At 44.5% G+C, this 26,497-nt stretch carries 18 protein-coding genes and 2 rRNA genes; 13 read left to right on the top strand and 7 right to left on the bottom strand.

The genetic code is table 11. The annotated features are described in order from the left end of the window. Nucleotides 1-9 precede the first annotated feature (9 nt). From CST_RS03940 to CST_RS03920, 5 genes are all read left to right on the top strand, one after another. On the top strand, nucleotides 10-909 hold the full coding sequence (locus tag CST_RS03940) for a carbohydrate ABC transporter permease (RefSeq protein WP_015358533.1): 900 nt from the start codon (nucleotides 10-12) through the stop codon (nucleotides 907-909). Between the two features lie 62 nt (nucleotides 910-971). After that, on the top strand, nucleotides 972-2,606 hold the full coding sequence (locus tag CST_RS03935; protein WP_015358532.1) for an extracellular solute-binding protein: 1,635 nt from the start codon (nucleotides 972-974) through the stop codon (nucleotides 2,604-2,606). Between the two features lie 151 nt (nucleotides 2,607-2,757). After that, complete coding sequence (locus CST_RS03930) at nucleotides 2,758-3,555, top strand: polysaccharide deacetylase family protein (RefSeq protein ID WP_015358531.1); 798 nt, start codon at nucleotides 2,758-2,760, stop codon at nucleotides 3,553-3,555. Between the two features lie 231 nt (nucleotides 3,556-3,786). After that, complete coding sequence (locus CST_RS03925; RefSeq protein WP_015358530.1) at nucleotides 3,787-4,836, top strand: NlpC/P60 family protein; 1,050 nt, start codon at nucleotides 3,787-3,789, stop codon at nucleotides 4,834-4,836. A gap of 74 nt (nucleotides 4,837-4,910) precedes the next feature. After that, nucleotides 4,911-5,906 (top strand): CPBP family intramembrane glutamic endopeptidase, encoded by a 996-nt coding sequence (locus CST_RS03920; RefSeq protein WP_015358529.1) that lies wholly within the window; start codon nucleotides 4,911-4,913, stop codon nucleotides 5,904-5,906. Here the strand turns inward: CST_RS03920 and CST_RS03915 are convergent. Further along, nucleotides 5,901-6,872, bottom strand: coding sequence for an alpha/beta hydrolase (locus CST_RS03915; RefSeq protein ID WP_015484924.1), 972 nt, complete (start codon nucleotides 6,870-6,872; stop codon nucleotides 5,901-5,903). The genes CST_RS03920 and CST_RS03915 overlap by 6 nt on opposite strands. A 43-nt stretch (nucleotides 6,873-6,915) precedes the next feature. Next, nucleotides 6,916-8,010 (bottom strand): GntR family transcriptional regulator, encoded by a 1,095-nt coding sequence (locus CST_RS03910; protein WP_015358527.1) that lies wholly within the window; start codon nucleotides 8,008-8,010, stop codon nucleotides 6,916-6,918. Nucleotides 8,011-8,402: 392 nt separating this feature from the next. On the opposite strand from CST_RS03910, the gene CST_RS03905 reads away from it, so the two are divergent. The 4 genes from CST_RS03905 (at nucleotide 8,403) to CST_RS03890 (ending at nucleotide 12,606) form a co-directional block, all read left to right on the top strand. After that, nucleotides 8,403-9,353 carry an ABC transporter permease gene (locus CST_RS03905; RefSeq protein ID WP_015358526.1) on the top strand — a complete coding sequence of 317 codons (951 nt, stop codon included), beginning with the start codon at nucleotides 8,403-8,405 and terminating at the stop codon, nucleotides 9,351-9,353. Between the two features lie 15 nt (nucleotides 9,354-9,368). Continuing rightward, a complete protein-coding gene (locus CST_RS03900) occupies nucleotides 9,369-10,241 on the top strand; it encodes a carbohydrate ABC transporter permease (protein ID WP_015358525.1) in 873 nt (290 codons plus the stop codon). A gap of 55 nt (nucleotides 10,242-10,296) precedes the next feature. Further along, entirely contained in the window at nucleotides 10,297-11,973 is a 1,677-nt protein-coding gene (locus tag CST_RS03895; protein ID WP_015358524.1) for an extracellular solute-binding protein, read from the top strand. 162 nt (nucleotides 11,974-12,135) lie between these two features. Continuing rightward, nucleotides 12,136-12,606: a CYTH domain-containing protein gene (locus CST_RS03890; RefSeq protein WP_015358523.1), complete on the top strand. Its 471-nt coding sequence runs from the start codon at nucleotides 12,136-12,138 to the stop codon at nucleotides 12,604-12,606. A gap of 39 nt (nucleotides 12,607-12,645) precedes the next feature. Here CST_RS03890 and CST_RS03885 read toward each other — a convergent pair whose 3' ends face one another. Continuing rightward, the gene (locus CST_RS03885) at nucleotides 12,646-13,740 is read right to left on the bottom strand and encodes a DUF362 domain-containing protein (protein ID WP_041746544.1); all 1,095 of its coding nucleotides are present in this window, start codon (nucleotides 13,738-13,740) and stop codon (nucleotides 12,646-12,648) included. A 17-nt stretch (nucleotides 13,741-13,757) separates the two neighbouring features. After that, nucleotides 13,758-15,125 (bottom strand): glycoside hydrolase family 28 protein, encoded by a 1,368-nt coding sequence (locus tag CST_RS03880; RefSeq protein WP_015358521.1) that lies wholly within the window; start codon nucleotides 15,123-15,125, stop codon nucleotides 13,758-13,760. Between the two features lie 402 nt (nucleotides 15,126-15,527). On the opposite strand from CST_RS03880, the gene CST_RS03875 reads away from it, so the two are divergent. Then, entirely contained in the window at nucleotides 15,528-15,980 is a 453-nt protein-coding gene (locus CST_RS03875) for a NanQ anomerase/TabA/YiaL family protein (RefSeq protein WP_015358520.1), read from the top strand. Between the two features lie 82 nt (nucleotides 15,981-16,062). On the opposite strand, the gene CST_RS03870 is transcribed toward CST_RS03875, so the two are convergent. Next, nucleotides 16,063-16,269, bottom strand: a complete 207-nt coding sequence (locus CST_RS03870; RefSeq protein WP_015358519.1) for a hypothetical protein — start codon at nucleotides 16,267-16,269, stop codon at nucleotides 16,063-16,065. 400 nt (nucleotides 16,270-16,669) lie between these two features. On the opposite strand from CST_RS03870, the gene purF reads away from it, so the two are divergent. Genes purF through carB form a run of 3 tightly spaced genes read left to right on the top strand, consistent with a single transcriptional unit; the run spans nucleotide 16,670 to nucleotide 23,231 of the window. Continuing rightward, nucleotides 16,670-18,076: an amidophosphoribosyltransferase gene (gene purF / locus CST_RS03865; RefSeq protein ID WP_015484923.1), complete on the top strand. Its 1,407-nt coding sequence runs from the start codon at nucleotides 16,670-16,672 to the stop codon at nucleotides 18,074-18,076. 45 nt (nucleotides 18,077-18,121) lie between these two features. Then, nucleotides 18,122-19,198, top strand: a complete 1,077-nt coding sequence (locus CST_RS03860; RefSeq protein WP_015484922.1) for a carbamoyl phosphate synthase small subunit — start codon at nucleotides 18,122-18,124, stop codon at nucleotides 19,196-19,198. Next, nucleotides 19,185-23,231, top strand: a complete 4,047-nt coding sequence (gene carB / locus CST_RS03855) for a carbamoyl-phosphate synthase large subunit (protein ID WP_015358516.1) — start codon at nucleotides 19,185-19,187, stop codon at nucleotides 23,229-23,231. The genes CST_RS03860 and carB overlap by 14 nt, the downstream gene beginning before the upstream one ends. A 78-nt stretch (nucleotides 23,232-23,309) precedes the next feature. Here carB and rrf read toward each other — a convergent pair. Together rrf and CST_RS03845 are read right to left on the bottom strand one after the other, a co-directional pair. After that, nucleotides 23,310-23,426, bottom strand: a 5S ribosomal RNA gene (rrf, locus tag CST_RS03850). Between the two features lie 79 nt (nucleotides 23,427-23,505). Beyond that, nucleotides 23,506-26,420, bottom strand: a 23S ribosomal RNA gene (locus CST_RS03845). Nucleotides 26,421-26,497: the final 77 nt, after the last annotated feature.

Genomic DNA, 26,497 nt, shown 5'->3' with positions numbered 1-26,497 from the left:
GTGAATAACATGTCGGGTTCAAAATACAGAAAAAAAGCAGAAAATAAAAAATATTCGAGATTTGATATTGTATTGTGCGTTATACTGGCATTAGTTTTGATTTCAATAATAATCCCCTTTTTCAATGTTATTGCGGTTTCATTTACATCACAGCAGGAATTTCTTCAGACTTCAATTCTGATTTTCCCTAAAAAGCCAACACTGATCAATTATTATGATCTTTTCAAGGACGGGCGTATCCTTATAGGCCTCCGAACAACAGTGATTATACTTCTCATTGGGCTGCCGCTTAATCTAATCCTTACAACCAGTTTCGCCTATGGAATGAGCAGAAAGGGATTCCCCGGCAGAAAGCTGATTTTCTATCTTGTGCTTTTTACAATGATTTTCAACGGCGGCGTTATTCCTCTGTATATGTTGATAAAAGAAATGAAATTGACAAACACCATATGGTCGGTGATATTGGCTTACGGCATCAATACATTCTATATGATAATCATGCGCAACTATTTTTCCTCTCTTCCCGAATCACTGATAGAGTCGGCAAAACTGGACGGTGCCGGCGAATGGAGAATTCTTTTCAGCATAGTTCTTCCCCTTTCCATGCCTATCATCGCGACAGTTACATTGTTTTACGCTGTTGACAGATGGAATGAATGGTACTATTCAATGATCTTTATAAGAAATGCAAAACTGCAGCCGCTTCAGTTAATTTTAAGGAACATAGTCATAGACTCGCAGGTTCGCGCACTTGCCGCAAGTTCAGGAGCAATCCTTGAAGATTATAAGTTTACCAATGGTCTTAAGATGTGTGCCGTTATAGTTACCATGCTTCCGGTAATGTGTATTTTCCCGTTCCTGCAGAAACATTTCGTAAAAGGTGTTCTCATAGGAGCTATTAAATCTTAGTAAATAACCGGTCTATCCGGTTTTGGGAATTACCATAAAAGTTATATAAAGGAGGTTTGGGTATGAAAAAATTAATAAGCATGATACTTGCCGCGGTTTTGCTTTTAACCCTTGCTACAGGATGCGGCTCAGGCCAGACAAATACTTCAGCTCAGAATGAAAAAGGGACTTCACAGACTGCCAAACCTGATAATGCCTTTGCCGGCAGTGAGAAAAAATACAGCAAAAAACTTGTTATTGACTGGGCAAGTGTCATGGTGAACGAGGGCACCGATTACAATGCCGATGAATTTTCACGGCAATGGTGCGAAAAATTCAACATCGAATGGAACATGATACCTCTGACTTGGGAAAACTGGGCGGAGAAACTGCGCATCTGGATCAATTCCGGTGATATGCCTGATATAGCCACTTGGAACTATGTGCACGGCGAACTTGCCGCATACGTTGAACAGGGTCTTATCCGCAGGCTTCCCGACGACTGGAAAACCCGCTGGCCTAATGTGGCAAAAGCATATGAAAGTACCGTAATAGGGCCAAAGCTGGATGAACTGTTCGGCGGAACATACTGCCTGCCAAAACCAAGATTTGCAATGAACAAACCTGCAGAAGTGCTTCCCGATCACATGGGAATATATATGAGAAAAGACTGGATGGAACAGATAGGTATCGAAATAAAGGATGCGTATACCGTTAACGAGCTTCTTGATATAGCTCGCCAGATTAAACAAAAAGACCCGGGTAATGTGGGTGACAAACTTGCTCCCATAGAGGTACGCACAGGTAATATGGCATTCCTGTTCACATGGGCTGTATATGAACACAGCCGTGAACCGGCTGACTTCTATATTGGTGAGGACGGAAAATACCATTGGGGTCCTGCAGACCCTGAAACACTGGAAGGTCTGAAACTTTATCAGCAGGCATACAGGGAAGGACTGTTACATCCCGAATTCTACACACTGAAACAGAACGAAGACCTGGAAGATTTCTATGTAGCCGGTACAGCAGCAATTACATGTGAAGGCGGTCTTTCATACTATCAGAACTTATTCGGTGAACAGTTCAAGAAAAATCTTGGCCTTGATCCTGAAAAAGCAATGCATTTTGCAGCCGTTTTAGGTAATGACGGAAAATATCATCATCCTGAGGTAATAAATTTCTGGACCGCCAATATATTCTCGCCTGATATGGATGATGAAAAATTTGAACGTATTATGGACATATTCGACTATTCATGTACACAGGAAGGCCAGTACATTATCAGAATGGGAATCAAAGGAGTGGACTGGGAAGAAACTTCTGACGGAGGATTCAGAACATTAATGCCCGAAGGCCAGACAGTTGACAGCAAATATCCGTCAATAATGCCGCTCTACATTAATATGCTGATTTTGTCGGACGACTTTGACATGATTAACCCGTCTTATCCCGAATCATACCGAAACAGGACAAAACGTCAGTATGAACTGCGTTCAAAGCTTTCCGACTCCACAACACTGGTTCCCACTGACTGGACATCATACTTCCACGACTCTCCTGCAAAAAGAAAAGTTGCATTTGATTACGCCACCGAATATGCCCAGTTAATACTTAAAGAAGGAAGCATTGAAGAAAACTGGAAGGCATGGGTGAAGGAAAAAATGCAGGTGGTTCAGCCTGTTCTTGATGAACTGAACGCATTAATAAACAAGTAAAATATTATATAAAAATCAAAAAACCGTATGAATCTTACAGATTCATGCGGTTTTTTGTTTGATTTTATTTATTAATCGCTGATTATTAATACGAATATACGTGCAAAAGGATTATTTTTCCGGTATAATGTTTCTGAAGGAGTTGACTTGCATGAGGACCATTTGTTTTTGTTATCCCGAAGGCAAAAGAAAAGCCCTGACCATGAGTTATGACGACGGACAGATTTTTGACAGGGAACTGGTAAGCATATTTAATGAATATAAGATAAAAGCCACATTTCACCTGAATTCCGGAAATTTCGGCAAAAAACAGTTTGTAAGTGCGCCGGAAATCAAAGAACTGTATAAAGGACACGAAGTTTCGGTTCATACCGTCACGCATCCCTTTCTCACCCAGATACCCAAAGAGGAAGTTATCAAGGAAATAATTGACGACAGAAAAAACCTTGAAACCCTTGTCGGTTATCCTGTAAGGGGCATGTCATATCCTTTCGGGGATTACAATGACGATTTGGTGAAAATGCTTCCGTCCCTCGGCATCGAATATTCAAGAACGGTTGTATCAACTCACGGTTTCGGGCTTCCCTCTGATTTTTTAACATGGCATCCCACGTGCCACCACAACGAAAATATTCTGGGAAAATTACAAAGTTTCAAAAAAACTCCTCCGTGGGAACAGTTAACCCTTTTCTATGTTTGGGGACACAGTTTTGAATTTGACAGAGACAAAAACTGGGATATGATCAGGGAATTCTGCAAGAGGGTTGCTTTCGATGATTCGGTTTGGTATGCAACGAACATTGAGATAATGGACTACATCAAAGCCCTTCGGAACCTCAAATTCAGTACCGACAGAAATATTGTGCAGAATCTTTCATCCATTGACGTCTGGATAAGTGTTGACAGGCAGCCGGTAAAAATAAAAGCCGGGGAAATTGTATACCTCTAACGCAAGTTCTATTATTTTCCATATTTTAATTTTTATCTTATTAGTGTATTAATTTGTAATACAATTGTAATGTTAAACTTAGGTCTATTATGTTAACATAATATTGTCCATAAAATATGCCCTGTCGGGCTTAATTTTTTATTGCCTTTTGGCAATGTTAAATATAAGAGTTAAAACTTTTTTATGCTCTAACCCGTTTTGAAGTCCGACAGCCCAAGAAGGGAGATGTAAATGGTTAAAAAGAACAGAAAACCGTTTATTTTTTCCACAATATTATCATTGAGTATTTTAGCGGGTGTTTCCTCTTTCGCTCAGCAGAATATTGATCTCACAAGCGCAAACGACTGGGCTAAGGCAGAAATAGCCAAAGCCAACGAATACAATCTTCTTAGCGGCGGAATGACTGATAATTTTACCCGAAACATTACAAGGGAAGAATTCTGCGAGCTTGCGGTAAGATTATATAAATCTCTGAGCGGAAAAGCATTGCCTGAAGTAAATTCAAATCCCTTTTCCGATACTGGCAATGAAAGTGTTATAATAGCCAATAAACTCGGAATTGTTTATGGTGTGGGGAATAACAAGTTTGCTCCGGACAACATGGCGACACGGGAGGAAATTGCAGTAATGCTGTACCGTACCCTAAAAGCCGCAAAACCAGAAACCGTTTTTTCAGCCAACATGGAATATTTATTCTCCGATCAGGATGAAATTTCAGACTGGGCTTTAAAAGAAGTCCTGTCTTTAACTAAAGCCGGCATTATAAACGGAGTAGGCAACGGCAGGTTTATCCCCAAACGGTATATTTCAAGGGAAGAAGCCATAGCGCTTGTAAAAAGAATGTACGAGAAATTCGACGGACAATATGTTGAAATATTCGAACTGACTTCCCGCGGAAACAGCAGGAACGGCTTGATTGAACAGCTTAAAACGCTAATACCGCAGGAAATGGGAAAGCCTTATCAGTGGGGAGCCACAGGCCCTGACAGCTATGACTGTTCAGGTTTGGTATATACATTATACGGTAAAATAGGAGTATCCCTTCCACGGGTATCAAGGGATCAGGCAAAAGCCGGGGTTTATGTATCAAAAGACAGTCTGCAGTATGGCGATCTGGTCTTTTTTGCCGCTGACGGCAAAAACGTTAACCACGTCGGGATATATGTGGGTAACGGTGAATTCGTTCATGCCCCGTTTACCGGAAGCGTGGTTAAAGTATCGTCATTAACCACCGGATATTACAGCAGAACGTATTATACGGCAAGAAGGGTTATCAGGTAAAAATTATTTTATCTTTTCGCTTCAATCTGGTATACTATGGTTACAAATAAATAATCAGTTTGGAGTGAATTAAATTGGATAACGTCAGAAATGAAAAAACTCCGAGTCTGACAGAGACAGGACTGCTTTATTCGATTGGAGCGGTATTGCTTATAACACTGGGTTCATACACCCAAAGGAGAAATTTCACCACAGGCATACTGATAACCGAATTTCTTATAATTCTAATGCCTTCGATTTTACTGCTGGTTATAAGAAAATACGACATAAAGCATGTTTTAAGGCTGAATCGTGTAAGCTTTCTGAACCTTTTTATTGTATTTTCCATTATGGCCGTTTCAATATGGCTTGTTTCCATTATCAATATTTTCAACCTCTGGCTGATAAAATTGGTTTTCGGAAAGGTTAAATTTTCAACTCTGCCGATTGGCGATACCCCTTTGCTGATAAATATTCTTTTAATCGGAGGTACGGCAGGTATCTGTGAAGAAGTAATGTTCAGAGGAGTTATTCAGCGCAGTTTTGAAAAGTTCGGTGCTTATTTTTCCATTGTGGTAACGGCTTTTCTTTTCGGACTTTTCCATATGGATTTCCAAAAACTTCTCGGAACATTTCTTCTGGGTATGCTGATAGGTTTCATCGTCTATCGGACAGATTCATTATTTGCAGGAATGTTCGCCCATTTTTGCAATAACAGCATTGCCGTGCTGACTTCTTTTATATCCGAGAGAATATTTCCTTCGGACATGGCGGCTATGCAGTCAAGCGGTGATTATCTGAGCGATTATTTCGATTTGCTGGAAAGTATGCCCGTTTTTCAAAAAATTACGCTTATCGGTGTTTGGATTGCGGGTGCGTTATTCTGTGCGGCTTTATTAGCCGGCCTTATATGGGCATTGGTATTGAACACCTCAAAAAGCTTCAAGCCCATTAATCATTCGGGCTCAGAAAGACTTTTTCCCGGAATTTTGGCATTTATCCCGGGGCTTTTAATTGTAACGGTGGTTTATGTCATAATTGCATTGCAAATGAGAGGTATTTGGCCCGATCTACTTTTATTTGCGCTATAATGCTTCGGCATGCGCAACAAGCCAGTCCAGAATGTCGGCGTATACTTTATCCCGGTTGCGTTCGTTCAGTATTTCATGCCTCATTCCCGGGTACAGCTTAAGCCCGACATTCAAAAGCCCGTGCTTTTGATACAGATTATACAGTTTCTTCACCTTTTTCCCGTAAACACCTACGGGGTCCTCCTCACCAGACAAAATAAGTATGGGTAAATCGGAAGGAATTCCTGAAAGCTTGGATTCTGAGTATAATTCCTCAAATGCCTTCAGCATGTAATAATAAAAACCAATGGATGCAACCGCGCCGCAATATGGATCCTGTTCATACTTAACTACTTCTTCATCATCGGTGCTGAGCCATGCGAATTTATGTTTTGCGCCGGGGATTCTTCTGTTGTATGTACCAAAGCTTAAACTGCTTAGCAGATAAGCCTTTTTTTCCTCTCCAAACAATTTTCTCTGCACAGAAGCCAACCGTCTTCCCAGGCTGATATCAATACCTTTCTGCATAGCGGACCCCGACAAAACAACTCCTGCAATTTCTTCGCCGTAACGGGTAATGTACTCCTGAGCGACAAACGAACCAAAACTGTGGCCAAATACAAAAACGGGCTTATCGGGGTATTTTTCCTTTATAATCCTGAAAAGAACATATTCATCCTCAACTATCATATTAAAACCGTCTTTTCCTATTACGCCGAGCTCATCCGTATTCCCCGCGGTTTTTCCGTGCCCGCGGTGATCATTTGCAAAAACCGCAAAGCCGTTCCCGTTTAAGAAAAATGCAAAATCCTGATACCTCAGGGCATGCTCCGACATGCCGTGAAAAATCTGAACAATTCCCCTGATTTGTTCAATACCGTCCCATGAATATGCACAGATGCTTTTTCGGTCCTTACCCGAAAACCTGAAGTCACGCCTGACAAATTTGGCATTCACCGCTCTCACCTCTTTTATGAAATTGTTCATCCTCTTTCCGGTAATATGCGGTATATTTTAGGCAAAACCTGTTTTAAACGTTTTCCAGTCTCTTTACCGAACCGCGTTCCACCAGACGGGGCGGAAAAAGAATATTCCTTCCTTCAACATTTCTTTTTATCATGTCCAGCATCAGTTTTGCGGCCGCCTCTCCCAACTGTTCCGCGGGATGAGCAACACTGGTGAGGTTTGCGAATTTCGCAAGCTCTGAATTGTCCACTCCGACAACCGAAAGATCGTCAGGCACCCTTATGCCGTTTTTCCTCACAAAATCAATAAGCATCATTGCAGTTACATCATTGTAGCAAAAAACAGCCGTAGAATTTTTCAGACTGTCCAAAAGAGGTTTTCCGTACAATATCTGTGTCATATTTTCCTTGGAATACCAGCATATACGTTCATCATACATTTGTATCCCATAGTCGGTGAGAGCCTTGACATAACCAAGATACCTCAAATGAGCCTGTCTGTTGCTGTGGGGAAATACGCCCGAAATATTCCTGTGTCCCATTTTAATAAGGTATTCGGTAGCCACATAACCGGCTTTTACATCATCAAGGGCGACATACGGAACTGACAGTTCCGGATAGAAGGAATCGATGAATACCATGGGGATTCCCATCTGGGTGATTTTTAAATACAAATCTATATTCACGCATGGCAAAGCACTTCGGGTGGGTTCAACGATTAAACCGTCAAGATTTCTTTCCATCATCATGTTTAACGCTTTTTTCTCACCCGACACGAGATTGTTCGTGGAAGCCAGCTGCAAAGCCAGCCCTTCTGATGTAAAAACCCCTTCTATACCACGGACAATGCTTGGAAAAATATAATTATCCATAAACGTGGATATCAGCCCTACAGTCATACCGTTTTGACTGCTTTCCGATTCGTCGCTCTTTATTGCCGTCAGATTAGAAGAAATATATGTACCGCTGCCCTGCACCCGATTTATTAAACCACGCTGTTCCAGAACTTCAAGAGCCCGCCTGACCGTTTGACGGGAACAGCAGAATTTTTCACAAAGTTCGGATTCTGACAGGAATTTTTCGTGCGGAGCATAAATGCCCGAGTTAATTTGTTCTATGGCCCAGTCCACTATATGCATATATTTAGGTGTGTTTGGCATTCCTTTACCCTCTCTTTCGGCCTTCATATCCTTATTATAATATTTTTCGAGTTGCAAATACAAGCAGTTGTAACTTGTATTTTAAATTGTATTGTATCTCTTAAATACTAAATATCCAGTACAAATTTAAACATAAATTTTTCCATTATTGTCTGTTAACATGTTGTTACAATTCCAAATTTAATTAAGACAATTTTTAAGCATATATTGTTAATTTATAACATATAATCAGACTATTATTTATTATTATTTATTAAAAACCTTCATTTTTATTGACACTAAAACAATAAAGTGGTATTCTTTAGTTAAGACAACTTAAGTCGTACTTTTTCAAAACAATACAAGTTTATAAATTTTATCAAAAATGTTTTTCGCCTGCAGGGGGTACGGTTATGAAACCAAGCACAGCAAAACCGTTGCCCGCAAGGGCACATAAATCATTAAGTTACATCAGGCGGTACTGGACCCTTTACCTGCTGCTGGTTTTGCCTATTGCTTATTTCATCATATTTAAGTACATACCAATGACCTATATCCAAATAGCCTTCAAAAAATACAGCATTGTTCAAAGTCCATGGGAAATGCCATGGGCGGACAATCACGGATTTGAGTATTTTATCAAGGCGTTTTCCAATCGTGATTTCCGGCTGGCACTGCGGAATACGTTAATGCTGAACTTTCTCGATCTGCTCGTCGGTTTTCCCGCGCCTATAATTTTAGCCCTCATTCTCAACGAGCTTCCGTATCCGAAATTTAAGCGCCTTACGCAAACCGTCGCATATATGCCACATTTCCTGTCATGGATTATAATTTCGGGCATGGCGTTACAGCTCCTGGCCCCCACTTCCGGACTTATTAATATCGTCCTGAACCGTCTGGGTTTCAAAACCATTCCGTTTTTAAACGATCCCGCTCACTGGGTATGGACATATGTTTTCCTTGGTGTCTGGCAAAGCTGCGGATGGAATACTATTGTCTACCTTGCTGCAATTACAGCTATCAACCCTGAGCTGTATGAAGCAGCTGAAATAGACGGAGCAGGCCGTTTCAGGAAAATTTGGCATGTTACGTTACCGGGTCTGCGGCCTACCATTATCACGCTTCTTATATTAAGCCTTGGACGAATTCTCGGCAGCGAGTTCGACCGGCCGTATGCCCTGAGCAACAATCTCGTTAAGGATGTGTCCAGCGTCATATCCACTTATGTCTATGCCCATGGTATTAAAGGATTGCAGTTTTCGCTTACAACCGCCGTTGGAATATTCCAGTCGGTTGTAAACGTCATATTCCTGTTCGCCGCCAACGCATTGGCCAAAAAATTCGGCGAGCGCGGTATCTGGTAAGGAGTGAACTTAGGGATGGCAGTTAAATCAAAAAAAACAAGAATCGGCGATCTGATTGTGGCCTTTTTGTGCGTTATAGTGATACTGGTATGCCTGCTGCCTATGGTTAATGTTTTGTCTCGTTCGTTAAGCTCTCCCGACGCATTGGTACGCAATGAAGTTCTGTTATTGCCTAAGGAAATGAATTTCGAGGCATATAAAATGGTGCTCGGGGATTCGAAATATACCTGGTCCCTTGCGTGGACCGCGATAATAACGGTTATAGGAACATGCCTGTCAATGTTCATGACAACCATATGTGCTTATCCTCTTATTTACGACAACCTTAAAGGTAAAAAACTTATTAACGCTTTTATTCTTTTCACAATGTATTTCAATGCCGGAACAATTCCGCTGTATCTTTTGCTCAAGGATCTCGACCTGCTGAACAGGCCGGCCGTGCTTGTCGTTCCGTACTGTCTTAGCGTATTCAACATGATTATCATGCGCAGCTTTTTTTACGGCATTCCCGACAGTCTCCGCGAATCAGCGGAGATAGACGGAGCGGGGCCTGTAAGAATACTTGTGAGTATTTACCTTCCCCTCTCAACACCTGTAATAGCCACTCTTTCACTCTTTTACGCCGTGGGCCGCTGGAACGGTTTCTCAGACGCGCTTATGTTTATGAACAAAAGGGAATATTGGCCAATACAGCTGTTATTGTATAACATCCTGAATAATATGACAAGTCTCGAGGTGGCCACTCAGGAAGGTTTTACGAAGCCTGCCCTTTCAGACAACCTTAAGGCTGCAACAGTTATGTTCGCCACCGTTCCCATCCTTATGGTTTACCCATGGCTTCAGAAATATTTCATCACAGGCGTGCACCTGGGGTCAATAAAGGGCTGATACCGCCATTGGGGCATAATATGCCATTAAAATAAACAATTAAAGGAGGATGGTTATGAAAAAAACGCTGCCTTTAGTGCTTGTTTTTGTCATGGTTCTGTCACTGCTGGCGGGATGCGGTAAGTCATCCATTACATCGGGTACCAGCAAGACAGAACAGGCAAACGCGTCCGATAACTCGTCGGAAAGTACGTCATCCGGGGAACAGGAACTGGTGGACGGAAGATTCACAAAGACAAGAAAGATCACCGTTGAGGTTTATGACCGGGGCAATGAAGGTGGAAGCAAACCGGAAGACAATTTCTACACCGACTTTATCAAAGAAGGGGTGCTGAGGGATCATAACATAGAAGTTGAATTTATTCCCGTCCCGCGCTGGACCGAAGTTGATCATCTCAACAACATGCTTGCTGCCGGCGAAGCTCCGGATATATGTGTAACTTACAGTTACCCGACAATTCAGGCATATGCAAACATGGGCGGTGTCATAGACCTTGCCCCGTATCTTGAAGAATACAAACCTCTGTTGACCAATCTTTGGGAGCTTTTAACGGATGAGAACATTTACTACGACCAGGACCCTGTAACCGGAACGATTTGGGCACTCGAAGCCAGACTGGTACGCACCCAGAGGATAAACACTTTTGTTCGTGAGGACTGGTTAAAGAAACTCAACATGGCTGAGCCTACCACTCTTGAAGAATTTGAAAATATGCTTTTTGCGTTCAAAAACAACGCAAAACTTCTTCTCGGCGATGACGCCGATAAAATGATTCCTTTTTCCATAAGCTTTGATATAGGCTGGAGAGCCAATAACCTGCTGGTATCATTTGTTCCTGATAATGTCACCGATAAAGAGCTTTTCATTTACGGTTTCGACGACAGACAGATTGAATGGCCAGGTGTCAAGGAAGGTGTACGCAAACTCAACGAATGGTATAACGCCGGTTTGATCTGGAAAGATTTTGCACTGTATAAAGAAGGGGACACCACCGAGGATAACCTGATTAAAGCCGGTTATGTCGGTTCATTCATGCATAACTGGGATTATCCGTACCGTGACGGGGAAAACGGCATTCACGGAACCCTGCAGAGGATGATAGGCCCGGAAGCTGCTTTTATAGCCATTGACCCATTCCAAAACAACGCCGGCAAGCATAAGAAAGTCACCTCTTCAACGGTGGACCGAAAAGTATTTTTCCCTTCGACCAATAAGGAACCCGTGGCTTCTTTATTATACCTGGACTGGATTTCAAAGTTTGAAAACCGTAAATTCCTCCAGATAGGTGAAGAAGGCGTTACTCACGAAGTCCTTGCCGACGGTACAATTAAATTGCTTTCCGCCACCGGTGAAAAAATCATGAACTCGCCTAACAACCTGGATTATACAATAACCATCAACGGACTTGAGCTGGGAGATCCTTCGCTTACCGCAAGATCACTTGCCTTAGGATACCCGGGAGTTGACGCGAGATATATCGAAAGAGCCTTGTATGTCGGCGCCAATGACGGTTTTACCCCGAAAAAATTCAATGTGGGTGAAATCAAAGCTGAAGAAGGAATGGGCCAGGTACTCAAGGAAAAACGCGATGTTCTGCTTACCAAAGCCGTCACCTGTGCCCCCGAAGAATTCGACGCGGTATGGGAACGCTACTTCAATGATTACCTTGATGCAGGGGGCAGAGCTATTCAGGAAGAACGTAAACTTAAGTTTGAGCAATTTTACGAATAATACCGATAATACTGCGAATTCAGTTAAAGGGAGAGGGAATTTTCAGTTCCCCCCCCTTTTTTTAAATATACTGCGGTAACAAAAACCATATGCAAAGTATGGCTTTTATCACATACGGTTTTATGATATAATAGCCGAAAATGAACTATTGCGGAGTTTTATATGGGCTGGGAAACAGAAAGAAAATTTCTCGTGAAAGATCTCTCATTTAAGAAACATACTAAAGGCATTCTGATAAGGCAGGGCTATTTATCGGTAAACGGTGACGCTACCGTTCGTGTGCGGGTTGCCGGCAACAGGGCTTATCTTACAATAAAAGGCAAAAGCGAAGGCATTTCACAGCCCGAGTTTGAATATGAAATACCAGTAACCGATGCCTGTGAAATGCTTGATAATATGTGCATAAAACCTGTTATTGAAAAATACAGATATAAAATCGAATACAAAGGGTTTGTGTGGGAAATTGACGAATTCCTGAAAGAAAACGAAGGGTTGATTGTCGCAGAAATTGAACTGGAAAATGAAAATCAGGATTTCCCGCTGCCCGATTTCATAGGTCAGGAAGTTACTTTTGATTTTCGCTACCGCAACTCTTACCTGGCAATCCATCCATACAAAACATGGAAATTATGAGTATCTGCAGCCCCCTCCTCCCACATGCCTGCCTGTTCATTACCCACAAAGTTCGGTGATAAATTTTATAATATCATCCACTTTCGGCGGACAGCCGGGCAGATATTTTTCAAAATAGGATGTACAATTACCAACCCCAAGAAATCCCTTATAACCCCTGTAGGCCTGTCCTATGCAAATCTGATCGGCTAATTTATCGGTTATTCCCATCTCATTCAGCTTCTCCATTGCACTTACAAGGTTGCTGTAACATGCCGAGCATGCATCGGCTTCGTCTATCAGTCTGAGATACTTTTTGTCCTTTTGAACAATTTGGGGCTCATCGCTCATGTCATGGACTTCATCGTAAATATATACAAATTCGGTATCATCGTTTATATAATTTCCCACACCTTCATCCCTTGCCAGGCCAATATATTTTATATCATCGGGTTTATAGCCCAGAACCTTTGCGGCATAGCAATCCACCAGAACCGGATCAAATCCCGCCACAATTCTGTTCAGCCTGTGAGGCCTTCCTCCCTCTTCAAAATAGGGGTCGGGGCAAATACCGTCCGCTATTATTAAATCCTGTTTTATTAAAGCGTTCAGATAAGCAATTGGCTTATGCAGCCCCAAAGTGTGAAATCTTCGTTTTTCCTTATCAGGTATCAGGCCTTTCAGGTTCTTCAAAGCACAGGTTATTTTGGTCTGACAGTGTCCTTTGATCAAAGGTACGTTAATAAGGTAGTCCAAATCATACACCGTCTTGCAGATGCTTATTTCAACTCCCTTGTATGATTTGGTTATAAAATCGTCACCTTTGAGATCAATCAGAGGTATATTGTACTTTTTTGAAATGTCTTCATATCCGCATACTTTAAAAGCCCTTTTCGTGCTGTCGCCAACCCAGGAGCTTTCGACAACCTTTATATTTTTGAATCCGTTTTCCAGAAGATATATGATTATCCCCTCGACAATTTCAGGATGAGTGGTGGCTCCTTCACTTGCGGGCGAAGCACACACAAGATTGGGCTTTATTCCTATTTTTATATCCTTATCCCTGTCCTTTAACGGATTTATCCTGTTCAAAAGATCAAGAGTCATCTGTAACGGTTCTTTGTTTTTTGCAATATATAACCGATTCAAAAACATTCCTCCTTATATCTCGTTTATATGCCTTCCATTTTTTCTACCTTCGGAGCCTGCACATTGACACAGTTTTTCATCCGGACAGGCTCGCCACCGCGGGTGCGTATCGTGACATTTTCCATCGTCCAGTCGGACGCGTTTTCGATATATCCTGTTTTATCCGCTTCAATGTAAACATTTTTCCATTTTACCCATGTAATTGGCCTTGACGGATGGGCCTCAATTTCCATGGCCTGTGACTCCGCATGTTTACCGGAACTCAGTTCCGAAATTTCATGGATACTTTTGGCGACAACACCCGATATTTCTATGTTACGGACGGTCGGAATTCCCAATTCTTCAGGCACGTGTTCGGTCAGCACTTTCCAATGAGCCGGGATATTGCCTTTCCAGTTTTCAGGCAATGAAGCGTAACTGTAACTCGGATTCCAATTAAGCTGAAAAATAAAGGGTCTTAGTACATTAACCATTTCGAAATCATGCACACGGATATTTTCTATAACACCGCCCCGTGTCAGGGCCGATTTAATACGAAAGCCTCCGTCGGTACCGTTGGCTTTAATCTGATATATTTCCACATTGCGGATACTTCCTGAGGTTTCACTCCCGATCGTAACTCCCGCCCCTGAACCTATGCTGCAGTTTCGAACCACGATATTTTCCGAAGGCCTGTTTACACGCAGCCCGTCCGCATCACGTCCTGCTTTTATACATATGTTGTCATCATTGCATTCAATATTACAGTTTTCTATCAATACATTCCTTGAAGAATCCACGTCAATGCCGTCAGTACTCGGGCCTTCATTATCCTTTATTACAAGTCCCGATACGTAAACGTCCGTTGAATAGCATATGTGTACATTCCAGAACGGTGAGCGCCGCAAAGTCAAATCCCTTAATGTGACCTGAGAGGAATTATATATTAGGATATTTCTCGGGCGTTTGCAGTCATAATCCACCGCCCATCTGAGACCTTTCCCGGTATATTCTTTTCTCATTCCTCCCAACCGATCTTCTCCCCAGTATTTATTCCACCAGTAAAATCCCTGACCGTCAATAGTCCCTTTACCTGTTATCGTCACGTTTGCTTGTCCGATCACATTTATCAGCCCCGCTGGCCATTCCATCTCGATACCGGCCACACGGGTCCAGATATCAGGATAAGCGGTTTCGTCAATTATTCCGCGTAATTCAACTCCCTCTCCGATTTCAAGAGTTACGCCGGATTTTAAAAAAATCGAACCGGTAAGATATATTCCAGGCCTAAAATACACTTTTCCGCCTCCTGATGCACTTACCGTATCAATGGCCCGCTGTATGGCGTTTGAGCAATCGGTCCTTCCGTCTCCGGCCGCGTCCACTGCCAGTTCGATATTTACTTTTCCCATCTTTATTAGCCTCCTCAAAATTTCATCCTTTGCTGCTTAACATACCTGCCCTGTCAGGAAATAACTCACCCAAGCGGCACTTTCAGAATAAAGCAATCGGCAAGAATCTATTATAACATGTTTCAGAGTGTTTATTGTATGAATCTTTCAAAGAAAATTTGCTCAGACAGCTGGCAGATTTCACATATACGAATAAAAGGGTTTTGATCCATTATAACCGCAATATTTTAATTACACAAACACATGCACAATTTTTAACATTTTACACATGCATTTTCTTATTTGTCAAGCCAAATCCGCCCGCATACCCTTTTTAACAGCCACCGGTATTGCCCGGAAGGTAGTTCTGGTATATGATAAAAAACGGTAAATCAAAAACCATGCACAAAGGAGCTGAAAAACATGATAATCGATTCATTGGAAAACTCCAAACTGTACGAGGCTTTGCATCCCGGCTTTCAAAAAGCCTTCCGATTTATCCGGGAATTTCATCAAAACGAAAAAGAGGATGGCCGTTATGAAATTGACGGAAATGACGTATATGCGCTGGTACAATCCTACACCACACTGCCGTCGGATCAGTGCAAATGGGAAAGCCACGACAAATATATCGACATCCAATATATCGTCCGCGGAAAAGAAATTATCGGCTACGCGCCAAGAAATACACTCGTATCCAGCACAGGCTACAACGCTGAAAAGGACATTACTTTTTATGAAAACCAGGCCGGCACCGACATCCGCCTGACTGACGGAATGTACGCAATCCTTTATCCATGGGACGGGCATAAGCCCAAATGCATTTATGACGAAGCATCAAATATCAAAAAAATTGTGGTAAAAGTAAAACTGTAACCGCCAACAGGGGCTGCCTTAAAACATTTTAAGACGGCCCCGTTTTTTGTCCGCTGTTAACCCCGTAAAAACTTCTGAAAGGCTAAAACGCATTCCACAGAAACACGAAAACAAAAATACAGCCCCACGCATTTTTAGTAAAATCTTTAGCCAGTAACATACCGAAAATTATCAGGAACACTGTTAACGACTCAAAATAAATTCCAAGAACTGTAAAAGTCACAATCAGTATAACAGTCAAATCGTTTTCTGCCTTCTTCTGCACGTCGGACAACACTTTCCGGGCCACAAACAAATCCCTCCCCAAAAAGATAACATAATTCCCCTTATGTTTTTCTTCATATGGTTTAATAATTCCTGCAAAAATTTATAAATACACAATTTTAGTTTCAAATATTTCTGAAACTTTAAAATTTTAAATGAACGCTGCAGGCTCTAAGAAGGCCCGTCTTTTAACACGGTCTTTAAACAGAAGGGGAACGTAATCCTTCACTTCTATTGACAACTGCCCGACGAAAATATATAGTATTAGTAAGAACAAAGGAGTTCTTGCACATATAAAAGGTGCGGGCTCCTTTGTTTTTTTTTTTTTTGCGGTTTCGGGGTATCCGTAAAACTATTGATTCGTGGCCTTCTTTGCTGCCCGTCTCCGCAAAAGCAGAAATATTACCTTGCAGGGTGTGAAAACAATGCGCGAAATCCGTGAAGAATGCGGTGTTTTCGGAGTATACGGCACAAGAAAAGAAAATGTCGCATTGCTTACCTATTATGGCCTGTACGCCCTTCAGCACAGAGGGCAGGAAAGCTGCGGCATAGCAGTAAACAACGGCAAAGAAATACTTTTGCATAAGGACGTGGGACTTGTTCAGGAAGTGCTCACCGAAAAAATAATGGATTCGCTTGGAACAGGTAACATGGCAATAGGGCATGTGCGTTACGGCACCACCGGGAATTCGGGCAGGGCCAATGCACAGCCTCTCGTTGTAAAACATTTAAAGGGCACGCTGTCCACTGTGCATAACGGAAATATCGTAAATGCATTTCAGTTACGCCATGCGTTGGAAATGGACGGGGCAATTTTCCACACCACCAGTGATACCGAAGTTATTTCCTATGTTATCACAAATGAACGCATTAAAAAACCCGAAATTGAAGATGCAGTGCTTTCGGCGATGGACATACTCGAAGGGGCGTATTCCCTGATTTTAATGACTGAAAACAAACTGTTGGCGGTTCGTGACAAGCATGGGTTTCGTCCTCTTTGCTACGGGGTAACTTCCGACGGTACATATGTGATCGCTTCGGAAAGCTGTGCGCTGGACGCCGTAGGAGCTCGCTTTATCCGTGACATCCGTCCGGGGGAAATAGTTGTGTTTGAAGAAAGCGGCGTGTATTCCATAGATGACAACTGCGGAAAGGCTGAAGAAGCCTTGTGCATTTTTGAATATATTTATTTCGCCAGACCCGATTCCGTTATTGACGGATATTCAGTACATAAGGCAAGGCTTCGTGCAGGGGCTTTTCTTGCTAAGGATCATCCTGTTGACGCGGATATAGTTGTAGGAGTCCCCGATTCAGGCATCGACGGCGCCATTGGTTATTCATGCGCCAGCAGCATCCCATACGGTACAGGTTTTATCAAGAACAAATATGTCGGGCGGACCTTTATTTCCCCTGCCCAGAAAATGCGCGAAGAACTACTGAAAATAAAACTGAACCCTGTCCGCGATGTCGTTTCGGGAAAACGGGTCATTCTTGTGGATGACTCGATAGTCCGTGGCACCACCAGTGCAAGAATTGTAAGACTTTTAAGGGATGCAGGCGCGAAAGAGGTGCATTTGCGTGTTACTTCCCCGCCATTTGTAAATCCGTGCTATTACGGCACCGATATTGACTCGAAGGACAATCTGATTGCATGCAAATATTCGGTGAACGAAATTGCCCGTATAATCGGCGTGGATTCTTTAGGCTATCTGAATGTCGAGCATTTGCCATACATCGCGGACGAAACCGGAACAAAAAAATATTGTACCGCTTGTTTTACGGGCGAATACAAAACCGATATCCGAAATGTCCATAAATATTGTTTTGAGTAAAAAATTCCCGGTTTAAACCGCTGTTTGCCGGAGGGATTTGTATTCATGAAGAGATATCTCATTTTGGAAAACGGAATGATATTTGAAGGCAAAGCCTTCGGTGCATCAAAAGATGTTATCGCCGAAGTGGTATTCACCACTGCGATGACGGGATATGTTGAGACGCTTACCGATTTAAGCTATACCGGTCAGGCAGTAGTACAGACCTTTCCTCTTATAGGTAATTACGGAGTAATGCCTGAAGACGCGGAAAGCGGGAAAATCAGCGTATCCGCCTATATTGTGAAGGAATATTGCCTTACACCGTCGAATTTCCGCAGCCAGTCTGATCTTGACAGTTTCCTGAAAAAGCACGGCATCGTGGGCATGTACGGCATTGATACCCGTGCTCTTACCAAAATCCTTCGTCGCTCGGGCACAATGAACGGCATGATTACCGATGATTTAAACAAAGCGGATATAAATGCCGTCAGAAACTACCGCATAGAAAAGCCCGTGGAAAAGGTCAGCACAAAGCAAATTCGCCGCTTTTGCCGCAACGGGCGCTACAGAATCGCTCTTCTCGATTTCGGCGTCAAGGAGAACATTATACGGTCGCTGCTAAAACGGAACTGTGATATATATGTCCTCCCCCATAACACTCCTGCGGACGAAATTCTCAGCCTTGCGCCCGACGGCCTCTTTCTGTCAAACGGTCCGGGGGATCCCGCCGACAACACGGAAGTAATTGAAACACTGAAGAAACTGCTTCCCCATAAAATTCCGACGATGGGTATATGCCTGGGCCACCAGCTACTGGCCCTTGCCAATGGTTTCCGGACCCAAAAGCTGAAATTCGGGCATCGGGGAGCAAACCACCCTGTCCGTGACACCCGGAACGGCAAAATACATATTACATCCCAGAACCACGGGTACGCGGTTGTTTCGGACAGTATAAAGCCAGACATTGCCGACGAACTGTTTACAAATATAAACGATCTTTCGAACGAAGGACTTATTTATAAAAACTTTCCGGCGTTTTCGGTGCAGTTCCATCCTGAGGCTTGCGCCGGACCGAAGGATACCGACTTTTTGTTCGACGAATTTATCAGACTTATGGAGGTTAACTATGCCAAGAGATAAAAGCATCAAACGGGTATTGGTGGTGGGCTCGGGCCCGATTGTCATAGGTCAGGCCGCTGAATTCGATTATGCCGGTACACAGGCCTGCCGCGCGCTCAAAGAAGAAGGAATTGAAATTATCCTTGTCAACTCAAACCCTGCTACAATTATGACCGATCCCTCAATGGCGGACAAAATTTATATAGAACCTCTCACACTGACCACGCTTAAAAGGATTATTGAAAAGGAACGGCCCGACAGCATCCTGTCCGGGCTGGGAGGTCAAACGGCCCTGAACCTTTGCATGCAGCTTGCGCGGGACGGTTTTCTGGAAAAACACAACGTCCGCCTGCTGGGTTCATCTCCCGAGTGCATCAGGCGTTCCGAAGACAGGCAGCTTTTCAAGGAAACAATGCTGTCCATCGGTGAGCCGTGTATTCCTTCCGAGATAGCCAATACATGCGAAGATGCAGTCTTTTACGCCCGAAGGATCGGATACCCCGTCATAGTACGCCCGGCTTTTACTCTCGGCGGCACGGGCGGAGGAATAGCCGGAAATGACGAGGAGTTATTGGAAATTGTAAAAAACGGCTTGTCCCTTTCTCCGATACATCAGGTGCTGATAGAAAAAAGCGTCTACGGATGGAAGGAAATCGAATTTGAAGTCATACGCGACCGGGCCGGTAACGCCATTACCGTCTGTTCCATGGAAAACTTCGATCCCGTTGGCATTCATACCGGGGACAGTATTGTCATAGCGCCTGCCGTGACTCTTTCAGATAGGGAATACCAAATGCTGCGCAGTGCGGCACTGAAAATTGTTTCGGCATTGGGCGTGGAAGGTGGCTGTAACTGCCAGTTCGCACTAAATCCCAATTCTTTTGAATATGCGGTAATAGAAGTCAATCCCCGTGTTTCACGATCATCGGCGCTGGCCTCCAAAGCGACCGGCTACCCAATAGCAAAGGTGGCTACAAAAATAGCCATAGGATACAGGCTGGATGAAATAAGAAATTCCATTACCGGCACCACTTATGCTGCTTTTGAACCCGCTCTTGACTATGTTACGGTAAAGATTCCAAGATGGCCTTTCGACAAATTTGTTTATGCAAAGCGCAATTTAGGAACGCAGATGAAGGCAACAGGCGAGGTTATGGCCATCGCCGACTGTTTTGAGGCCGCGCTCCTGAAAGCAGTCCGGGGTCTTGAACTGTCCTCCGACACATTAAATATTCCGAAAATATCCCAAATGCCAACCGGAACATTACTGCAGGGCATCAGGGAAGCCAACGACGAACGGTTGTTTATGATATATGAAGCCATACGCAGAAAAATCACAGTAGATGAGATTTTTGAACTTTCCAGAATTGACAGGTGGTTTTTATATAAAATTGAAAATTTGGTGCAGTTTGAGAATAAAATCAGAAACAGAAAAATATCCTTCGATGAATATGTTGCCGCAAAAAAACTGGGTTACACCGATGCCGCAATACGCAAAATTACAGGTTACGAACCTGATTACCATGTCTCCCCTGTTTATAAAATGGTGGATACTTGTGCCGGAGAATTTGAAGCCCAAACTCCGTATTTCTATTCAGGTTACAATCTTCCCGAAACAGGCGGGGAAAACGAAGCAGAAACCGAAGTGCCGGATGACAGAAAAACCGTTGTTGTCCTCGGTTCAGGCCCAATCAGGATCGGTCAGGGAATTGAATTCGACTATGCGGCTGTACATTGTGCAAATGCACTGCGTAAACTGGGATACAGGGTTGTAATTATCAACAATAATCCTGAAACGGTATCCACCGATTTTGACATGTCCGACAGGCTCTATTTTGAACCGCTGTACCCGGAAGACGTCCTGCATGTTATTGAGCAGGAAAATCCTGTGGGCGTGGTTGTCGCATTTGGCGGCCAGACGGCCATCAAACTTACAAAGACATTAAAAAACAAAGGAATTAACATAATAGGCACTTGTGCCGACAGCATAGACATGGCCGAGGACAGGCAACGTTTCGATGCCTTGCTCGAAAAACTTAATTTAATACGTCCCCGCGGTTTTACCGTACGCACACTGGAAGAAGCGAAAACCGCCGCGCAAACACTTGGCTATCCGGTTTTACTCCGTCCTTCCTATGTGCTGGGCGGACAAAATATGACAATAGCCTTTTCGGATGCCGATGTGGAAGAGTATATGAAAATTATTCTTGAGCAAGGCATTGAGAACCCTGTGTTGATTGATAAGTATATATCGGGCAGGGAAATTGAAATAGATGCAATTTACGACGGAACAGATGTACTTATACCCGGAATTATGGAACATATTGAACGCGCCGGCATTCACTCAGGCGACAGCATAGCCGTTTATCCCGCGACCCATATTTATGACCATATTGCAGAAAAATTAACAGACATAACAAAAAGGCTTTGCGAAGGTTTGAAAGCAATAGGAATTGTAAATATCCAATTCATTGTCAGGGATGAGGAAATTTATGTGATTGAGGTTAATCCGAGGGCATCACGTACCGTGCCGTTTCTGAGCAAAATCACCGGCATTCCGATGGTTGAACTGGCTCTACGGGTAAGTTTGGGTGAAAAGCTTAAGGATATGCCGTATGGATGCGGTATATATAAAACCTCTCCTTACACCGCGGTGAAAGTACCGGTATTTTCCTTTGAAAAGCTTGTGGATCTTGACACTCAGCTTGGACCTGAAATGAAATCCACCGGTGAAGTGATGGGAATAGGCAGAAATCTTTCCGAGGCCTTATATAAAGGGCTTGTGGCTGCAGGATATAAAATGTATAAATCAGACGGCATTTTAATCACCGTACGCAACTCTGACAAAAATGATATTACCGACGTTGCGAAAAAGTTTGACGCACTTGGGTTTGCGCTATATGCAACGGCAGGTACCGCTGAAGTTTTAAGAAAGTCTGGCCTTAATGTGACGACCGTCAGAAAAATTCACGAAAGCGAAGACAACTGCAGCACCCTCCTTGATACCGGCAAAATCAAATATATTCTCTCCACGTCCACAAAGGGCCGGATTCCTGCCAGAGACAGCGTCAAGCTCCGCCGTAAAGCCGTTTCACTGGGTATTCCGTGCCTTACCTCTGTGGATACCGCAATGGCCCTTGCGGACAGTCTCTTAAGCAGGTACAGCGAAATAAATACCGAGCTGGTTGATATCCGCAACATGCGCACTGAACGCCTGCAGATCAGGTTTACGAAAATGCAAAGCGCCGGAAACGATTATATCTATATTGATTGTTTTGAACAGCCCGTTCCTTCTCCCGAATCTCTGTCGGTTTATCTGTCCGATCGCCATTACGGAGTAGGCGGGGACGGAGTGGTTCTGATATATCGTTCTGACATCGCCGACGCCAAAATGAGAATGTTCAATATGGACGGCAGCGAAGGCGGCATGTCGGGTAACGCAATTCGGTGTGTGGGAAAATACCTGTATGATATCAAAGGTATCCGCAAAAAGAATTTAAAAATTGAAACAATCAGCGGTGTTAAAACATTATTCCTTATAACAAAGGATGGCAAAGCGGCCAGAGTTTCAGTGGATATGGGACGCCCTGAATTAAAACCCGAAAGGATTCCCGTAAAACAGTCCGAGAATATGGTAATTGCATATCCCCTTCAGGTGGGCGACACCGAATATGAAGTCACATGCCTGTCAATGGGTAACCCTCACTGCGTTGTCTTTCAAAAGAACGTCGATATTCTCGACCTCGAAACCATCGGCCCGCTGTTTGAGAACCATCAGTTCTTTCCAGAACGGGTAAATACCGAATTTGTTCAAATACTTGATGAAAAAACGATCAAAATACGGGTATGGGAGCGAGGCAACGGCGAAACCATGGCTTGTGGCACCGGAGCCTGCGCCGCGGTTGTAGCGGCAACTTTAAACGGCTTCTTGCAGAAAGGAAAGGATATTCGTGTAATCGTCAAAGGCGGGGAAGTAACGGTGAATTACTCCGAAGAAACGGTGATTCTCACCGGAGACGCTGAAATCGTATTTCATGGCACCGTATTGATTTAAAAAGAAATATGCCAGGGAGCGGAAGAAAAACATCACGAAAAAAGCCTTGTGGCAGATAACCACAAGGCTTTCATAAAATTCCGGCAACGACCTACTTTCCCAGGGCGTTTCCACCCAAGTATCATCGGCACTGGAGAGCTTAACTTCTGTGTTCGGAATGGGAACAGGTGTTTCCTCTCCGTCATTGTCACCGGAAATTTTTAATTTTTAAGGTACATATAAGTACCCTCAAAACTGTATAATGCCTACCGCCGGCTTCCTCGGAAAGCCTTCTTTGGTCAAGCCCTCGACCTATTAGTACCAGTCAGCTCAGTGCATCGCTGCACTTACACCCCTGGCCTATCTACCATGTAGTCTACATGGGGTCTTACCCTTTCGGTGGGATATCTCATCTTAGGGGGGGCTTCACGCTTAGATGCCTTCAGCGTTTATCCCTTCCGAACTTGGCTACCCAGCTGTGCCACTGGCGTGACAACTGGTGCACCAGAGGTTCGTCCATCCCGGTCCTCTCGTACTAGGGACAGCTCCCTTCAAATATCCTACGCCCGCGACAGATAGGGACCGAACTGTCTCACGACGTTCTGAACCCAGCTCGCGTACCGCTTTAATCGGCGAACAGCCGAACCCTTGGAACCGAATTCAGCTCCAGGATGCGATGAGCCGACATCGAGGTGCCAAACCTCCCCGTCGATGTGGACTCTTGGGGGAGATAAGCCTGTTATCCCCAGGGTAGCTTTTATCCGTTGAGCGACGGCAATTCCACTCTCTACCGCCGGATCACTAAGCCCCACTTTCGTGCCTGCTCGACACGTCTGTCTCACAGTCAGGCTACCTTATGCCTTTACACTCTTCGCACGATTTCCAACCGTGCTGAGGTAACCTTTGGGCGCCTCCGTTACCCTTTGGGAGGCGACCGCCCCAGTCAAACTGCCCACCTGACAGTGTCCCAATACCAGTTTCATGGTATCTGGTTAGTACTTCAATATCTCAAGAGAGGTATCCCACCGTCGGCTCCACCAGAACTGGCGTCCCGGCTTCTCAGCCTCCCTCCTATCCTGTACATGAGATATCGAAATACAGTATCAGGCTACAGTAAAGCTCCATGGGGTCTTTCCGTCTAGTCGCGGGTAACTCGCATCTTCACGAGTACTACAATTTCACCGGGCGCGTTGTCGAGACAGTGCCCAAGTCATTACGCCATTCGTGCGGGTCGGAACTTACCCGACAAGGAATTTCGCTACCTTAGGACCGTTATAGTTACGGCCGCCGTTTACTGGGGCTTAAGTTCACCGCTTCGCGTTTCCGCTAACGGTTCCCCGTAACCTTCCAGCACCGGGCAGGCGTCAGCCCCTATACCTCATCTTTCGATTTGGCAGAGACCTGTGTTTTTGGTAAACAGTTGCTTGGGCCATTTCTCTGCGGCTCTCCGGCTTTCACCTTCGAGCACCCCTTCTCGCGAACTTACGGGGTCAATTTGCCGAGTTCCTTAACAACGCTTCTCCCGCTCGCCTTAGGATTCTCTCCTCGTCTACCTGTGTCGGTTTGCGGTACGGGCACCTTTACCCTCGATAGAGGCTTTTCTTGTCAGTGCAGAGTCGAGTGCTTCGGTACTTTATTTTCCCTCCCCTTCAGGGCTTCGGAACGTCCGGCGGATTTGCCTACCGGACTACCTATTCCCTTTGGACGAGCTATTCCATCAGCTCGCTCACTCTATCTCCCTGCGTCACCCCTTCTCTCAATCGGGTAACGGTGGTACAGGAATTTCAACCTGTTGTCCATCGCCTACGCCTTCCGGCCTCGGCTTAGGTCCCGACTTACCCTGGGCGGACGAGCCTTCCCCAGGAAACCTTAGACTTTCGGCGGTTAAGATTCTCACTTCACTTTCGCTACTCATTCCGGCATTCTCACTACTGTACGGTCCACATGTCCTTTCGGTCATGCTTCTGCCCGTACACTACGCTCCCCTACCACCCATCTCTGGATCCGCAACTTCGGTACACAGCTTAGCCCCGTTAAATTTTCGGCGCAGGCTCACTCGACTAGTGAGCTGTTACGCACTCTTTGAATGAATGGCTGCTTCTAAGCCAACATCCTAGTTGTCTTAGCAAGCCCACATCCTTTCCCACTTAGCTGTGATTTTGGGACCTTAGTCGGCGGTCTGGGCTGTTCCCCTCTCGACTATGAAGCTTATCCCCCATAGTCTGACTCCCAGGCATCGTCTATTCGGCATTCAGAGTTTGATAGGATTCGGTAACCCGGTAAGGCCCCTAGTCCAGTCAGTGCTTTACCTCCGATAGACTAACCTGAGGCTAGCCCTAAAGCTATTTCGGGGAGAACCAGCTATCTCCGGGTTCGATTGGAATTTCACCGCTACCCACAACTCATCCCATGACTTTTCAACGTCAGTGGGTTCGGTCCTCCACGAGACTTTACTCCCGCTTCAACCTGGTCATGGGTAGGTCACCCGGTTTCGGGTCTACACCGCAAGACTATACGCCCTATTCGGACTCGGTTTCCCTTCGGCTCCGTACCTTAAGGTACTTAACCTCGCCTTGCAATGTAACTCGCCGGACCGTTCTACAAAAAGTACGCCGTCGAGCTTTAACGCTCTCCGACTGCTTGTAAACACAGGGTTTCAGGTTCTCTTTCACTCCCCTCCCGGGGTTCTTTTCACCTTTCCCTCACGGTACTCCTCCACTATCGGTCACCAGGTAGTATTTAGGCTTGGAGGGTGGTCCCCCCTGCTTCCCACAAGGTTCCTCGTGCCTCGTGGTACTCCGGATCCTGGCCTGTCGCTTCGCATTTCGCATACGGGACTGTTACCCTCTACGGTCTCGGCTTTCCAGCCGCTCATTCTGCTATGCTCCGCGATCATTACGCCAGTCCACAACCCCGCATGAGTTACCTCATACGGTTTGGCCTCCTCCGCTTTCGCTCGCCACTACTCGCGGAATCTCGGTTGATTTCTTTTCCTGCAGGTACTTAGATGTTTCAGTTCCCTGCGTCTCCCCTCCGTACACTATGTATTCATGTACGGATACCTGAGCATTTACCTCAGGTGGGTTCCCCCATTCGGACATCTGCGGGTCAACGGCTGTTTGCGCCTCACCGCAGCTTTTCGCAGCTTACCACGTCCTTCATCGGCTCCTGGTGCCTAGGCATCCACCCTGTGCTCTTAGTAGCTTGACCTCTTCGGCCTTCTCTTCAGGGTTGTCTAATCAACCCCTAAGTGAGCGGTCTTCCCTAAGAAATTGTAACTCGCTTCC

The organism is Thermoclostridium stercorarium subsp. stercorarium DSM 8532, from assembly GCF_000331995.1.
Taxonomy (GTDB): Bacteria; Bacillota; Clostridia; order DSM-8532; family DSM-8532; genus Thermoclostridium; species Thermoclostridium stercorarium.
Note: the sequence above shows the minus strand (reverse complement) of the source record. Positions and strands in the feature narration are given on the sequence as shown.